The sequence below is a fragment of the Nocardia grenadensis genome (genome assembly GCF_050942415.1).
Lineage (GTDB): Bacteria > Actinomycetota > Actinomycetes > Mycobacteriales > Mycobacteriaceae > Nocardia > Nocardia grenadensis.
On record NZ_CP192054.1, the window covers coordinates 6,272,507 to 6,287,818 of the forward strand.

Genomic DNA, 15,312 nt, shown 5'->3' on the forward strand with positions numbered 1-15,312 from the left:
GCTCCGACTCAACCCGCCCGCAGGATTCGCGCCCGCTGTTCGGGTTCGTGCGGTAGCAGATCCAGGTCCAGCTGCCAGGCGTTACCGGTCCACGGATCGAAGAGCGGGGTGCCGGTGACGGTCGGCAGATGGCGGCAGGCACGGGACAGCGCGGCCACCGCGCTGTCCCCCGACTCGGACTCGTTCGCGCCGACGATGATGGTCGACAGTCCGATCAGATCCCCGCGGGCCAGCAACGCCACCAGCCGCTGTGCGTCCGCGGCCTGGTATCCGTGCGGGAAATCCGCCGCGAGCAGGATGCGGTGCTCGGCCGGCGGCGTCGCCTGCCCGGAGTTGTAGGCCATCTCCGCCAGTTCGGCGGCGTCCACGAGTTGCTGTAAGCGCGGTGAGATATCGGAGTGATCGGTGATCGGCGGTCCGGCCGCCACCGGCGCCAGCATCCCGGTGAAACCGGTGAATGCGCCGGTGAGATCGATGATGTCGACCAGGGTCCGGCGGCCCGGCGCGGCCCGCATCAACCGGGCGAGCAGGGCGCCGACCACCGGTGCGACGGCCGCCGAGGATTCGGCGTCCACCCACAGTGGACGATTCAGTGGGACGGGCACACAGTAGGGAACGCGCAGCGCGCCCCGGTCCAGCGCGTAGAGCTCACCGAGCCGGATACCGTCCGCCGGAGCGGCCGGACGGTCCCAGGCCGGGGATTCCCACGAGGCCAGCGCCGCGGGCAGCACCGCATCCGCCTCGTGCAGTTCGCGCAGCAGCTGGGTGCTGTCGCGCCGGTGATTGTGCTCGGCGGTCGCCGTGAGCTCGTCGTGCCGCCGCTGGGCGGCCGCCCGCGCGGCGTCGGCGGCCGGAGTGTTGCGGGTGGCCGGATCGGAGACCGCGGCCGACAGTTCCTGGTCGAGCCGTTCGGCCGCGTAACCGCGCGCCGATTCCAGGGCGGCGGCCGAACGGGCGGCGTCCTCGAAGATCATCCACAGGCGTTCCAGCCCGTGCCCGACCTCCAGGGGCGGAATTTCGGCCGGCGTACCCGGCACAGCGGTCGCTGCGACGGAAGCGGCGACCGCCGCGTCGAGCACGGTGGCCGCGGCCGCCGCGGCCGGCGTGGCGGCGAAACCGTCGGCGCCGTGTGCGCGAAGCAGTTCACCGATCCCGCCCGCGTACCCCTGACCTACCGCGCGCAGCTTCCAGCTCGCACCGCGACGGTAGAGTTCGAAACAGATCAGGGCGGTTTCGCCGGCCTGCGGGGCGATCACGAACTCGGCCACCGCGGCATCGTTCTCCGTCAGCGACGCGGTCACCACGCCGAGCCCGCTCTGCGCGGCGGCCACCAGCAGCACCGCCTGGGCATCCGCGCGTACCTCGGCCGGCGTGACGACGACAGCCGCGTCCTCGACCCGGACCCCCGGGCCGGCCGGACGTTCGGACACCAGCACATCGGCCGCCGAACCGACCCGCAGGTCCGCGGCCACCACCAGCGCCGAAACCGTCAGCGGCACGGCGGCATTCACCCGGAAGCGGATGAACCCGCCGCCCAGTGGGATGTTCTGCCCCGCCTGCAACTGCTTCATCGCCTGTCCCCCGACACCACTCATACCGCCAGGAACCGGCCCAGCTGGGGAATCGCCTCACCGGGATGTTTGGCGTTGAAACCCTCACCGATGGCCTGCATCTTCCAGTCGTTGCCGACCCGGAAGAGCTTCACCATCGCCATGGCGGTGGTCGGCGTGCCGCCGGTGAGCGAGTAGCGGGCCAGCTCAGCGTTGTTGGCGCCGTCGACCAACCGGCAGAAGGCGTTCTGCACCTGGCCGAACGTATGCCCCTTGTACGAGGTCACGACGAAGATCAGGTTGTTGACATGGGCCGGGATCCGGGTGAGGTCGACCAGAATCACCTCGTCGTCGCCCGCGCCCTCACCGGTGAGGTTGTCGCCCTGATGCCGGATCGAACCGTCCTTGGAGGTCAGCTGCCCGTAGTAGGCGACATCCACCGGGTTCATATCGGCGAACATCACCACCGAGGCGTCGAGGTCGATATCCACCGTCCGGCTGCCGAACAGGCCGCGCTGCTGGACCGGATCCCAGCCCAGGCCCATCTTGACGAAGGTGAGCGCCGCGCCGTCCTCCTTGCGGAGGCTGACGCGCTGTCCCTTCTGCAGGCTCACCGGACCGGTCTTGCTCAGACTGATCTCGCCGGGATGCTGCTGGGTGGACGCCGCCGGAGCGGGCTGCTGCGGGTAACCGGGCCCGGGCGGCGGCGGGTAGCCGCCCCCCTGCGGCGGATAGCCGCCCCCCTGCGGCGGATAGGGCGGAGCAGGCGGTGGCTGCTGGGTCGGGTAGGCCTGCTGGGTGGGCGGTGGCACCGGCGCGGTCTGCTGCACCGGCGGCGGAGGCGGCGGCGCGGCGGCCGGGGCCGCGGTCTGCGGTTCGGCCGGGGAATCGTCCACCGTGACACCGTGGTCGGTGACCAGCGCGGCGAAACCGCCCGCGTAGCCCTGCCCGACCGCCCGCACCTTCCACGCGCCCTGGCGCCGGTAGAGCTCGAGCGCGATCACGATGGATTCGGTGGCCAGTCCGTCGATCCGGTACTCGAACAGCTGCGCGCCGGACTGATCCGAGACATAGGCGACCGGGGCCGCGAACTGCCCGAAGTTGGCGTTCGCGTCGTCGAGGGTGATGACCGCGCGGACCTGCGCGATATCGGCGGGGACCGCGCCGAGGTTCACCGCGAGCGACGCGGGCTGCCCGGCCGGACCCGGGCGCAGGTTCACACCCGGACCGCTGGGCTGATTGTAGAAGACGAAATCCGCGTCGGACCTGACTTTGCCCTGCTCGGTGACCAATAGGGCGGACAGATCGGCCGGAGCCGCCAACTGGATGGAGACCACCACGTCGTTCGTGGCCAGTGGACCGTTCTGGCCTTTGGCGAGTGTTGCGGACAAGTCAGACCCTTCGCTTGTCGGTGCGTATGGATGCCACTGTACGAGATGCTCGCATTCATGGCGCCGCCTCCGGCGTCGCAGGGCCGGGGCCCTGTGACCCCGATTCTTCCCTCCTGCGCTCAGTCGCTGCGCTCCTTCGCTCCGTCGGTCCAGATTCGGGAGCGGGCCCCGACCACTGAGATAGACCATCCGGAATAGACAGAAGGTGCAGGCTTTCGTGAACCTCGACCGGCCTGGGAGGCTCACATCACTGTAGGTGCTCAATGGTCACCGGTCTCTGGACTGTCTGCTCCACACGCTCAGTCGCTGCGCTCCTTCACTCTGTCGCTCCAGAACCGGGGGCGGGCCCCGACCACGGACGTCGACCATCCGGAGTAGACGAATGGTATGGCCGGGCATGGACTGGGTCGACCTGCGACGATTAAGGTGACGGCGACGGATGAGCACCGGCAGTGGGCCGGGCTCCGGGGCGGCGAGAACAGGCGACTCTCCATGGCACAACTCTTCGAACAGTCGAAGAAGGTGATCGAGGTACACCTGGCGAATACCAGTATCCGCGCCATCTCCGGCTCGATGGTCGCCTACGAGGGCGCCGTGCAGTTCAAATCGGCCGGGTTCGGCGGCGGGGACGGGGTGCTGGCCGGGATGAAACGCCGCGCCACCGGCGAGAAGCTCTCGCTGATGGAATGCAGTGGCCAGGGCCGGGTGTTCCTGGCGGTCAACGGCCAGTACGTCTCGGTGGTGAACCTGAACAACGAGACCCTGCAGGTCGAATCGCAGCAGTTACTGGCCTTCGCCGGGAATCTGCGCACCGATGTGCGATTCGCCGGTGTACGTGGGGCCTCCAGCGGTCAGGGGCTGTTCACCACCACGGTCGGCGGCCAGGGGCAGGTCGCCCTGCTGTCGGCGGGCGGGCCGCTCATCCATTTGGAGGTATCACCACAGTTCCCCCTGGTGGTGGACCCCGACGCGTTCGTCGCCGCCCGCGGCGATCTCAACCAGTCCTTCGTCACCGATGTCTCCTGGCGTGCGGCGCTGGGGCAGGGTGGTGGCGAGGCGTTCTCGCTGCGCTGGGACGGGCAGGGCGTGGTCTCGATCCAACCGGCGGAACGGTAGGTCATGTTCGAGCAGATCAATTCCAAGGTCGTCGCCGTCGATATCGCCACGGCGGGCGGCGTGGTCGCCCGGGCCGGCGGCATGCTCTTCTACACCGGCGATGTGTCCTTCGCGCCCCACGAGATACCGGGCGGCGCCGGGATGGGTGGCGGCGGACTGCTCCGGATGGCCGGGCAGATGATGGCCGGCGAACACCAGCGCACCATGCTCGCGCAGGGTAGCGGCAGCGTCCATTACGGTTTCGCCGGTTTGGAAGTGCAGGTGGTCCACGTACAGCCGGGTGCGGTACTGCAGGTGGAGGCGTCCCGGCTGCTCGCCTACACCGCCGGCCTGCAGACCTCGGTGGTGTCGGTGGCGAGTTCCGGCGGCGGAGGCGGCGGCGGCCTGATGGGTGCCCTGCGCGGTGCCGCGTCCGGTGCGCTCACCGGTCAGGGCATGTTCACCACCCAGCTGTCCGGGCAGGGCAGCGCCGTGCTGCTGGCCCATGGTGGTTTCCTCGAACTGCAGGTGGGCGGGCCGAATCCGGTGGTGGTCGATCCGCAGGCGTTCATCGCCTCCTACGGGAACGTGCACACCGATCTGAAGGCCGCGGTGAGCTGGCGTGACGCGGTGGGGCGCGGATCCGGCGAGGCCATGCAACTGCAGTGCGCGGGCCAAGGTCTGGTGTACGTACAGGCATCGGAGGAGAAACTGTGAGCGAGATCCTCAACCCGATGAACCTCGGGGAAAGCGACAATATCCCCGGCAACAGCTACGCGTACTGCATCGATCTGAACAAGCCGTGGTTCATGCGCAAGGGCGCGATGATCGCCTACTACGGGCAGATGCGGTTCCAGGCCCTCACCCACGGCCTGCAGGGCCAGCTCCTGCACATGGTGGCGAACCAGTTCTCGGCCCCGCTGTTCACCGGCGACTACGTGGTGGCCGAAGGGCAGGGCAAACTGCTGATCGGCGACCGCGGCTACGACATCAACTCCTACGATCTCGACGACGGCAACCTCACCATCCGCGCGGCGAACCTGCTGGCCTTCGAGCCCGGGCTGTCGCTGAACCAATCGATCGTGCCCGGTTTCCTGACGCTGATCGGCACCGGGAAGTTCCTGGCGTCCTCGAACGGCCCGGTGATCTTCGCCGAACCGCCGCTGCGGGTGGACCCGGAATCGCTGGTGGGCTGGGCGGATTGCCCGTCGCCCAGCCATCACTACGATCAGCGGTGGGTGTCGGGGTATCTGGCCGCCGGGGCGTCCGCGCTCGGTGTGACCTCCGGTGAGGAACGCCAGTTCGATTTCACCGGCGCCGGAACCGTTCTCATCCAGTCGAGCGAGAAGGTCCTCAGCGACGCCACCCTCATCCGCACCATCGAGGGGCAACTACAGAGCGGGATCACCGTGCCGGGCCTGCAACGGCTGCAGGGTGTCATCGCCCAGCAGCTCGACGGCCGGCAGCAGGGGTACTGAGCACCGGGCCCGCGCGACACGGCGCGGTCCCCGGCGGACCGGCAACCGCGCCGCCGACCAAGCACACTTGGCCCATGCTGCATCTGCGGATAATGTCGCCCGCCGCGCTGACCGACGAGGTGGTGCGCATTCTGGAATCCGATACGGCCGTCAGCGGGCTGGCGGTTCTGCGCGGCGGCGCGATACGGCCCGAGGGCGATGTGGTGCTGGCCGATCTGGCCCGGGAGGCCGCCAACGAGGTCCTCGAACGGTTGCGGGCCACCGGGCTGCACCACCGCGGGAGTATCGAACTGCAACCGGTGCCGACGTGGATGTCGCTGTCGGGGTACCTCACCGAGATACGCACCCCGGGATACAGTGCGGATGCGGTGATCTGGGCGGATGTGACCCAGCGGTCCTATGAGGACACCGAGTTCAACTGGACCTACCTCAGTTTCATGACGCTGGCGACGGTGCTGGCCGGTATCGCGATCGTGGTCGATTCGCAGATCCTCATCATCGGGGCGATGGTGCTGGGTCCGGAGTTCGGCGCGATCGCCGCGCTGGGGGTCGCCCTGGTGCGACGGCGGTTCGCGCTGTTCGGGCGTGCGCTGGCCACCCTGGCACTGGGTTTCGCGATCGCTATCGCGGTCACTTTCGCGCTGGTCGTGGTCGGACGGCTGCTGGGCTGGGTCACCGTCGACGCCGTGACCGGGGACCGGCCGGAAACCGCCTTCGTCTATACGCCGGACAAGTGGTCGTTCATCGTGGCCTTGATCGCGGCGGCCGCCGGCGTGCTGTCGCTGACCTCGGCCAAATCGGGTGCGCTGGTGGGGGTGTTCATCTCCGTGACCACGGTGCCCGCCGCCGGCAATATCGCGCTGGGACTCGCCTTCGGCGTGGGTTCGGCCATCTGGGGCAGCACCCTGCAACTGGTGGTGAACCTCGCCGGGATGGCGATAGCGGGCTGGGCGACACTGGCGCTCCAGGACCTCGTATGGTCGCGGGTCTCACCCCGCCGGCCGCGCGCCGAGGCGCGGGCCCGGCGGCGCATGCTCTAACCCGCCGTCCCGGCGACCACCGGACCGGCGAGCGCGGCAGCGAACCAGCCGAGCATTTCTTCGCCTGCCTCGATTCCGGTGGCGGCGGTGACGGTCAGGCCCGGGCGGGTCCAGCCGAGTTCTTCGAGTTCACCGTGCCGCGGCCGGACGGCGTGATCGGCCGCGGCGAGCATTTCGGCATCCAGGGCGCCGTCCCCGGCGGCCAGCGTCGGCGCCGCCGCGTCCAGCACACCGGACTCGACCAGCCGAGCCCGCACCTCGGCCACCGCCCGGCTCTTGCACACCGCCGCCGGCATCGTGTAGATCTTGCGACCCTGCCGCGACGCCGTCCAGCCGCGTTCCCGGCACCAGGCATCCCAGGTGGTCAGGAAATCCGGGGGAGTCGCGGCGAGGTCCACCACCAGATAGCAGAACAGGCCGTCGGCCTCGCGGAATTTCAACACCCACGAATCGTCGACCCGGGCCCGCAGCGCCGTCTCCACCTCGGCGAGACCGGCCCCGCCGGCCCGCACCGCCGCCTCGATCCCCCGGCGCCACCGCGTATCCGGGACCCCGTCGACCAGGATGTTCCCCCCGTTGCTGGTGACGGCGTAGGGCCACGGCGCCCCGGGCAGCCGTATCCGGCCGAATTGTTCGATGGTCCGGGTGGTGGTGGGTAGCACCACCGCCGCGACGGCCAGTTCCCGCAGCCGGTCGGCGGCGGCCGCGGTCATATACGACAGCGGAGAGCCGTCGAGATGCTCCACACATACTGTCGCCGCGGCGGCGGTGCCGGCGGCCGCGGCGGAGTAGATCATGGTGCGATCCAGATCCGTGGCGACCAGTAGTGGTTTCGGAGAAGACATCTACCGCTGCACATCCTTGATCAGACCCATACACGAGTACGCCAGGTCCGGTACGACCTCCACCGGTACCGCCCGGGCCTGTGCCAGCAGCCGGATATGCGCGTGCTCGGTTGCGTCCGGTTCCCGGACCAGCACCCGCCACGGCACCCGGCGCAGCAGGACCCGGGTGGTCTCTCCCACGCCCGGTTTCACGAAGTTCACGCTGTCGATCCCGTATTCGGCACGCACCCGTTCCACCGACGCCCAGCCCGCCCAGGTGGGTGCGCGGTCCCCGGCACGCACCGCCGCGACCTGTGCACTCACGCGCGGCCGGACCGTCTCGAACGCCCCGGCGACGGTATCGAGCAGTCGCGCGGAGACGTCCTCGCCGGTGAGCTCGGCATAGAACTTGGCGCCGTGGAAATCCCCCGGGCCGATGAGGTCCCGGTTGAGCACCGTCCGCGAGACCAGACCGGAAACGGTGGAATTCAGGCAGGCCGACGCGATCAGGAAATCGTCGCGGGTGCCGTAGGTGCGCACGCAGTGCCCGGGGTCGGCGAGTACGGCGAGGTCGTCGTCGAAGCGGGCGCCGCCCGCCGCGTGGTACGCGTCGAGTGCCGCGGTCAGTTCCCGGGTGATGGCGCCCTTGCCGGTCCAGCCGTCCACGAAAACCACGGAAGCGGGATCGTGACGATGGGCCAGATAGTCCAGGGCCACGGTGTCGATCCCGCGATCGCGCACGATCGACACCGCGTAGTGCGGGATATCCAGCGCGGGGCGCTGTCCGTGCCCGGTGGCCAGCCAGCGGCGGATCAGGATGCCGACGGGGGTGCCCGCCCGGGCCAGCGAGGCCAGCACGATATCGGTGCCGCGTTCGGCGGCCACCAGTTCGGCCACCGTCCCCACCGCCAGGGCCAGCCGCTCGGCACTGTCGGCCAGCACCCGGTCGAACAGTTCCCGGTAGGCGGCGTCGGGCTGGTACTCGATGGGCAGCGATTCGGCGTAGTGCGCGATTCCGGCCTGGATCCGCTGTTCCCGGGAGGCGGTATCGGCCTCCAGGTCGGCGCCGGACAGATCCTTCAGCAGCCACGCCACATCGGCCCGGTCGTAGGAACCGAATTCGGGGCCGAACAACGGTGCGGGCCCGGCGAAATCACCCGAGCGCACGGCGACCAGCGTGCGCGGATCGGCCTCCCGGATGATCGCCACCAGCACATCGGAACCGGCGGCGGTCAGGACATCGACCAACCCGCCGGGGGTGTAGAGCCGCTCACCGTCGGCGGGTGAATCGGCCACGAACACCAGCACCGGGTCCGCGTCCGGGTCGTCGGGCCAACACGCGTTGTAGAGGTAGCGCGGCTTCTCCTCGTTCGCTTCGGGAGCCGGGAACCGGAACCCCCGGCGCAGCGGATAACCGGGCTCGTCCAGGACATACGCCGGGGAACGCGTGGTGGTCTGGTACCGCACCGGCACTCCGGACTCGGCGATCTCCACGGCCAGGCACAGCGGCAGATACATCAGCTCTTCATGGGCGAGCACGATCACCGGGCGCCCGGGGTACTCGGTGACCAGCTGGTCGCGCAGCATTTTTCCCGCGACGGCGGTGGCCTGTTCGAACCCGGCCCGATCGGCGCGCAGGAACCCGTGCCGGCCGCCCTCGGGCACCTCCCGCGGCCAGGGCAGTTCCAGCCGCGCCGGTACCCCGCGGCGGCCCGCCACCGGATTGAGTTCGGCTGCGGGCAGTTCCGAGACGGTGGCCACCAATCCCTCGGGCAGCACCGTGGCGCCCGACGCCAGACAGACCGTATCGATCCGCGCACCCAGTGCGGCGGCGGCCGCGGCGAACCGCTCGCGGTCGGCATCGGTACGCATATCGACCAGCGTGGCCAGCACATAGTGTGTCCGCGGCGTGAACTCGTGCAATGCCTCGATGGCATCCAGCGCGGTAGCGCCCGTGGAGATCTCGTCGTCCACCAGTACCAGCGGCAGGCCCGGCGTGAACACGTCCCCCGGCATCGGCTGCAACAGATGCGAGGTCGCGTGCGAGTGCCCCTCCTCGAACCCGGTGAGGGTCACCGCACCCGGCACCACCCGGCGGGTCGAATGCAGATAGCACGCGGCATCGACCCGGGTGGCCACACAGTGCCCCAGCCCCGTCGCGGTCTCGGCGAAGCCGAGCACCACGGCATCCTGTTCGCCGAGTACCGCGCGCACCAGATCACCGAGACGGTCACCCGCGTCCCGGACCCGGACGGGGTCGGTCGGCAGGTGTTTGCCCAGCACCGTGGAGACCAGCAGATGTGCGCGCCGCGGATTCTTGCGCAATCCCGGCTGCACCAGATCGGCGATCTCCGGTTCGGGCGCGAGACTGTCGGGGGTGTCGCCGTACCGGAACGCTTCCCGATGCCGCAGTTCGATACCGAGCGCGCGGGCCGCCCAGTACGACTCGCCGGACCCGTCGCTCATATCGTGACCAGCGCTGACAGCAGATCCACGAAGGACACCCCTTTCTCGGCCACCCCGAAGACCCGGGCCCGGGTCAGGGTGTTGCGCGCCCAATTGCGATGCGGCCGCATCTCGTTCATCTTGTTGCGGTAGCCGGATGCGGCGACCCCGCCGACCTCGACCTGCAGAATGTCGAGGGCATCGGAGTACTCCTCGTGCGTGACCACCGACAGCGCGTGCACGGCCGCCACATGCGAGGGATGGATAACCGTTTTGCCCTGGATGCCGTTGGCGCGGTCCAGCGTGATCTCGCGCAGCAGACCGTCCAGATCCCGGCTCACCAGATAGCTGCGGAACGGTACCGCGTCGGATTCCTCGAACGGCGCGGTGCGCAGCAGCGGCCGGAACATCCGTTCGTGATCGGCGAAGTACTCCCAGACCGGCCCGGTGATCACGAAACCCGTATCGTCGGCCCGGCCCAGGTAGTTCACGATATCGGCGATCACATCGGCGATGACCCGCACATCGTAGATGGTCAGGTCACGGTCGCGACGGATACCGAAGGTCGCGCACATATCGGTGGCGCCGATCCGCACGGCCAGGATTTGTTCCCGGACCTCGGCCAGGCAGGCCGCGATCTGGGTGAGTTCGGAATCCCTGGTCTGCCGGTGTACCAGCGCCGCGGATTCGAGTACCGGCATCCCGTAGAGCGGCCGTTCCGTACGAGCGGCGGCGGCCGTCAGCGCCGCGAGGTACTTCGGTGCCGAGGAGCTGTCGAACTTGGGGAACACGAAACCCGTCAGTACCTGCGTGCCCACGCCCAACCGGTCGAGCAGTTCGGGCACGGTATCGGCGTCCCGGACGCGGACGAACAGCATCGGGCTCGGATCCGGCCGTGCGGCGAGTTCGTCGAGGGTGCGCACGGTCTGCTGTTTCGCGAACTCGACCTCGTGGTCGGCGACAGCGTCCTCGAGATCGATCACCATCGAGCACACCCCGCGCTCGGCCCGGCGCACGATCGTCGCCGTCAGATCCGCTCGGGTGGCCGGTACGTACAGGGTGGCACCGAGCGCCATCGCCAGTATCTCCCGCTCGGCACAGTCGTCGAACGGCTCCGGTTGCCGGTGGAACAGCGTTCTGGCGTCCGGCCCCTGCAAATGCCTGAAGTGTCGGCGCGGTACCTGCTTGTACAGGGAAATTTCCTGCCGGACGGCCGTGCCTGCGGTCATCGAGCCCCCGTCTCATCCTCGTCGTTGTCCCGGTGGTAATTGCTTCCGCATTCGCTCGACAACCCCGGCAATGAATTCGGTGATGGTGTCGAGTTCGTTTACATACGCCCAATAGTCGGGGTGCCGCCCGGTGAGCGACGCGGCGACCCGGTCGAGGCGTTCGACCTGAGCGTCCAGTACCGAGCCCCATTCGGCGACCAGTCCCCGTGACACCGCCAGCATCTGGGCGTCCCGGAGGCGGAACCGTACGGCCTCGGCGCGTTGGCGCGGGTCCTCGCGGACCGCCCGTAACTCGGCCAGCCGCTTGGTCACGGCGTCGACGAGTTGTTCGGCGTCGGCGAGATGGCCGCGCGCGGTGGTGGTCAGTTCAAGGGCCTGCTCCGGGGTGTTCTCGGCCGCGGCGGCGCGGGCCCCGGCGAGGGCTCGAGCCGCGGCGGCGATATGACGCTCGCTGGTCCGCTCATTGTCGGCCAGATCCGCCGAACTTGCAGCATTGAACTCCCGCAGCAGCGCCGAATGCGCGGGTCCGATCCGCTCGGCCCGGGTGCGGACCGCGGCGAGCCGGGTGGTGACCGAGGCGATGGCGTTGCGCGCGGCCGGGACGCGAGAAGGAGCCTGAGCCAAGGATTCCGACAAATCGGCCGTAACGGAAGCCAGTCGGTTCGCTGCCGTCCGTGCCCGGCCGCGTTCGTCCGGCGGCACCGCGGCCAGTGTGAGCATTGCCTCATCCACCGCCGCGGCCCCCGCGACCACCGAGGGATACTCGGCGTACTCCGATTCGGCCGCCTGCCTGCGCACCCGAGCCGCATCGGCGATGACCCGCCCGACCAGTTCCGGCACCGCCCGATGCACCGCGACCGCTTCCTCCAACGCGGCCCGGTCGCCGTGATAGAAGCGGTCGACCCGCTGTGCGACAGATCCCAGCTGCCGGATCACCGCGTCCACCCGACGTTGCCGGTCCGGACGCCGCGTCCCGGACTGCTCGTCCCGGTCCAGCTCACCGGTGAGCTCCAGATATGCCGCGGCGGCGGTATAGCAGTCCGCCCGCACCGAGGCCCAGCGGCGGCCCAGCCCTCGATCCGGAAAAATCTCCTCGGCGGCCGCCGAGGCCGCCTCGGCAGCCGACTGCCGCCGATCCATATCCAGGAACGCCGTCGTCAGCGCCGACCGTGCCTGTTCGAACCACGGATCCTCCCCCGACCGGAACCATCCACGCCTGCGGCCTGCCACAGACCCGATGGTATGAGATCCCACCACCGGCGCGCCGCCGCATCGCGTCCGGCCCGGCTCCGCGCGCACCCCGTCGAACATCGCGACGGCCGTGTAGTGCTGCGGAGCGGCGCTCCGAAAGCCTTCGATCCCAAACCATCCGGACCTGCCGTCCCGCGCGTGCCGGTGACCGGCTTGCCCGAGTTTGTACGCAAGTTCACCGAAACCCACTACTGTCGTATTCCGTACCCGGCGGTTACCGACATGCTGGGAATCACAGACGACTACGAAAGGGAATCCCGCATGGGTGTCAGTTTGTCCAAGGGCGGCAACGTCTCGCTGAGCAAGGCGGCTCCGGGCCTCACTGCGGTCGCCGTCGGCCTGGGCTGGGATGTGCGCACCACCACGGGCACCGATTTCGATCTGGACGCCAGCGCGATCGCCACCGGAGCCGATAAGAAGGTCGTCTCCGACCAGCACTTCGTGTTCTTCAACAACCTCAAATCCCCCGACGGTGCCATCGAGCACGCCGGTGACAACACCACCGGTGAGGGCGAAGGCGACGACGAGGTCATCAACGTCGACCTCGCCAACACGCCGGCGAATATCGAGAGCATCTTCTTCCCCGTCTCGATCTACGAGGCGGACGGCCGTTCGCAGTCGTTCGGTCAGGTACGCAACGCCTACATCCGCGTCGTGAACCGGGCGAACGGCGAAGAGCTGGCCCGCTACGACCTGTCCGAGGACGCCTCCACCGAGACCGCCATGGTCTTCGGTGAGCTGTACCGCAACGGCGCCGAGTGGAAGTTCCGCGCCATCGGCCAGGGTTACGCGTCCGGCCTGGCCGGTATCGCGCGCGACTACGGTGTGAACGTCTGACGATCCACACCTCCGGGTAGCGTGAGGGGGTCCGGTGCACGGGCCCCCTCGTTCTCTGTCCCAGAGGCGTCAGGGGACAAATTGGACAAATAGGCGGTCGACGGCAACGCTGGTGACTGGTCGTCGATATCGCCGACCAGGTTTCTCGTACAGGCCGGGATACCGACCGCAGTCCGGCCACCGCACACGAAAGGTCCCAGCGTGGTCCTGCGCATATTCGGTTTATCCTTGGTCGTCACGGTGCTGTCGCTGGGGGTGGCATTCCTCTACGGCGGCCCAACCGCCTTGGCGCTCTGCCTCATCCTCGGCATCCTCGAGGTGTCACTGTCGTTCGACAATGCCGTGATCAATGCCACCATCTTGGAAAAGATGAGTGAGTTCTGGCAGAAGATCTTCCTCACCATCGGCATCCTGATCGCCGTCTTCGGTATGCGGCTGGTCTTCCCGCTGGCGATCGTGTGGGTCACCGCGGGCCTGAATCCCGTCGAAGCCTTCGATCTGGCGTTGAACCCGCCCGCCGGCGACGCCGCGTACTTCCCCGACGGCTCCCCCAGCTACGAGACCCTGCTCACCGGTGCGCACCCGCAGATCGCGGCATTCGGCGGCATGTTCCTGGCGATGCTGTTCCTCAACTTCATCCTCGAAGACCGCGAGATCACCTGGCTGTCCTGGATCGAACGCCCCCTCGCCAAGGCCGGCAAGCTGGACATGATGTCGGTGGTCATCGCCGGTATCGGCCTGGTGCTGGCCGCGGAATTCCTCGCCCACGACGACGACCGCTCCACCGTGCTGCTGGCCGGCCTGCTCGGCATGATCATCTACATCGCCGTCGACGGTCTGGGTTCGATGTTCAACGCCGAAGAACACGCCGAGGAAGCTGCCGGCGGCCCGTCCGGGCTGGCCAAGGCCACCGGTAAGGCCGGATTCTTCCTGTTCCTGTACCTCGAGGTCCTCGACGCATCGTTCTCCTTCGACGGCGTGATCGGCGCGTTCGCCATCACCGCCGACCCGATCATCATCGCCCTGGGCCTCGGCCTGATCGGTGCCATGTTCGTCCGGTCGATCACCGTCTACCTGGTGCGCCGGGGCACACTGAACGAATACGTGTACCTCGAACACGGCGCCCACTGGGCCATCGGCGCACTGGCCCTGATCCTGCTGGTCACCGTCGGTGATATCCACATCCACGAGCTCGTCACCGGCCTCATCGGTATCGCCTTCATCGGTGCCGCGGTCCTGTCCAGCGTCCGCCGCAACCGCAAGGAAGACGATCCGAAACCCACCGAGGCTTCGGAGCCGACCCCCGTCGGCTGACACGGCACGTCCCGAACGGCAGTGGGAGCGGACCCGAGGGTCGGCTCCCACTGCCGTTTCATCGGGGGGACCAGCAACGCGTTCCCACCCGCGGCCGGGCCCGGCCTCGCCGCGCGCGCACGGGCCGGGCCGTCAAGTCCTCGGTGTTCCCGCCTCGTGCCGCGCGGCGTCGTACCGCTCGAAATACGCCTGACCCACCGCGAACATGCCACGTTGCGGTAACCGGAAGTCACCGAGCGCCGTCTGCTCGGCCAACGGTCCGGGCGGGCCGATATCGACGCCGCCGATCCGGGCCACCGTGTGCTCGACCGTCCACAGCATCCGCGGATTCAGCCGGAACCATTGCCCGTTCGGGGTGGTGCCACGCAACCGCACCTGCCCCACGCCGAGCGCCGGGCCCGCCACCCGCGACATGACCGACAGCATCGTGGGGTCGCGCCACAGCGCCGCGGGCAGCACGCTGCCCAGCGCCGTCATCGCCGTCGTCGCCGGCGACCGCCCCAACTCGATATCCCAGACCAGCGTGCCGGGCACCGTCACCGTCAACGCGAAGGGTCCCGTCCAGGTCACCGAGATATCCGCGACCCGCGCGTCCACGAGCGCGGCACCGTAGTACCGCACACAACTGGTCTCCGGTGCGACACTGCTGTAGATGACCCATTCCCGGTCCGGGTTCCGGTGCCAGACCGATTCGTATCCGGGCCCCACCGAGCTGGCGGCGAAATGCCGGAACGCCAGGTAATGGCCACTGGCGAACGGCTGCCCCATCACTCCGTGCCCGGCGAATCGCTCCGCGCCCGCGCCCGCCGGCAGCACCGGCTCGGTGCCGGCGATCGTTCGCGGACTCTCGAACATTGC

General features: G+C 68.9%; 13 protein-coding genes. 6 read left to right on the top strand and 7 right to left on the bottom strand.

What is annotated here, in order from left to right; genetic code table 11:
- Positions 1 to 8: 8 nt before the first annotated feature.
- Together ACQPYS_RS28685 and ACQPYS_RS28690 are read right to left on the bottom strand one after the other, a co-directional pair.
- Positions 9 to 1,571 (bottom strand): TerD family protein, encoded by a 1,563-nt coding sequence (locus ACQPYS_RS28685; RefSeq protein WP_433491327.1) that lies wholly within the window; start codon positions 1,569 to 1,571, stop codon positions 9 to 11.
- 20 nt (positions 1,572 to 1,591) lie between these two features.
- On the bottom strand, positions 1,592 to 2,941 hold the full coding sequence (locus ACQPYS_RS28690) for a TerD family protein (RefSeq protein ID WP_063042580.1): 1,350 nt from the start codon (positions 2,939 to 2,941) through the stop codon (positions 1,592 to 1,594).
- A gap of 492 nt (positions 2,942 to 3,433) precedes the next feature.
- On the opposite strand from ACQPYS_RS28690, the gene ACQPYS_RS28695 reads away from it, so the two are divergent.
- The 4 genes from ACQPYS_RS28695 to ACQPYS_RS28710 all read left to right on the top strand — a co-directional run bounded on the left by ACQPYS_RS28695 (position 3,434) and on the right by ACQPYS_RS28710 (position 6,554).
- The gene (locus ACQPYS_RS28695) at positions 3,434 to 4,057 is read left to right on the top strand and encodes an AIM24 family protein (RefSeq protein ID WP_063042578.1); all 624 of its coding nucleotides are present in this window, start codon (positions 3,434 to 3,436) and stop codon (positions 4,055 to 4,057) included.
- A gap of 3 nt (positions 4,058 to 4,060) precedes the next feature.
- Entirely contained in the window at positions 4,061 to 4,753 is a 693-nt protein-coding gene (locus tag ACQPYS_RS28700) for an AIM24 family protein (protein ID WP_063042576.1), read from the top strand.
- Positions 4,750 to 5,514 carry an AIM24 family protein gene (locus tag ACQPYS_RS28705; protein ID WP_431939354.1) on the top strand — a complete coding sequence of 255 codons (765 nt, stop codon included), beginning with the start codon at positions 4,750 to 4,752 and terminating at the stop codon, positions 5,512 to 5,514. Before ACQPYS_RS28700 ends, ACQPYS_RS28705 begins: the two co-directional genes overlap by 4 nt.
- 74 nt (positions 5,515 to 5,588) lie before the next feature.
- A complete protein-coding gene (locus tag ACQPYS_RS28710) occupies positions 5,589 to 6,554 on the top strand; it encodes a DUF389 domain-containing protein (protein WP_433491328.1) in 966 nt (321 codons plus the stop codon).
- Here the strand turns inward: ACQPYS_RS28710 and ACQPYS_RS28715 are convergent.
- From ACQPYS_RS28715 to ACQPYS_RS28730, 4 genes are read right to left on the bottom strand one after another with little or no spacing between them, the layout of a single operon-like run.
- Positions 6,551 to 7,399, bottom strand: a complete 849-nt coding sequence (locus tag ACQPYS_RS28715) for an HAD family hydrolase (RefSeq protein ID WP_433491329.1) — start codon at positions 7,397 to 7,399, stop codon at positions 6,551 to 6,553. The genes ACQPYS_RS28710 and ACQPYS_RS28715 overlap by 4 nt on opposite strands.
- Positions 7,400 to 9,844, bottom strand: a complete 2,445-nt coding sequence (locus ACQPYS_RS28720; protein WP_433491330.1) for a phosphoribosyltransferase — start codon at positions 9,842 to 9,844, stop codon at positions 7,400 to 7,402.
- Complete coding sequence (locus ACQPYS_RS28725) at positions 9,841 to 11,052, bottom strand: HpcH/HpaI aldolase/citrate lyase family protein (protein ID WP_431939358.1); 1,212 nt, start codon at positions 11,050 to 11,052, stop codon at positions 9,841 to 9,843. Before ACQPYS_RS28725 ends, ACQPYS_RS28720 begins: the two co-directional genes overlap by 4 nt.
- 12 nt (positions 11,053 to 11,064) lie before the next feature.
- Complete coding sequence (locus ACQPYS_RS28730; protein ID WP_433491331.1) at positions 11,065 to 12,282, bottom strand: hypothetical protein; 1,218 nt, start codon at positions 12,280 to 12,282, stop codon at positions 11,065 to 11,067.
- Between the two features lie 282 nt (positions 12,283 to 12,564).
- On the opposite strand from ACQPYS_RS28730, the gene ACQPYS_RS28735 reads away from it, so the two are divergent.
- Positions 12,565 to 13,140 carry a TerD family protein gene (locus tag ACQPYS_RS28735; RefSeq protein ID WP_063042584.1) on the top strand — a complete coding sequence of 192 codons (576 nt, stop codon included), beginning with the start codon at positions 12,565 to 12,567 and terminating at the stop codon, positions 13,138 to 13,140.
- Between the two features lie 201 nt (positions 13,141 to 13,341).
- Entirely contained in the window at positions 13,342 to 14,454 is a 1,113-nt protein-coding gene (locus ACQPYS_RS28740; RefSeq protein ID WP_063042560.1) for a DUF475 domain-containing protein, read from the top strand.
- Positions 14,455 to 14,586: 132 nt separating this feature from the next.
- Here the strand turns inward: ACQPYS_RS28740 and ACQPYS_RS28745 are convergent, their stop codons facing one another.
- Complete coding sequence (locus ACQPYS_RS28745; RefSeq protein WP_063042558.1) at positions 14,587 to 15,309, bottom strand: hypothetical protein; 723 nt, start codon at positions 15,307 to 15,309, stop codon at positions 14,587 to 14,589.
- Between the last annotated feature and the right edge of the window lie 3 nt (positions 15,310 to 15,312).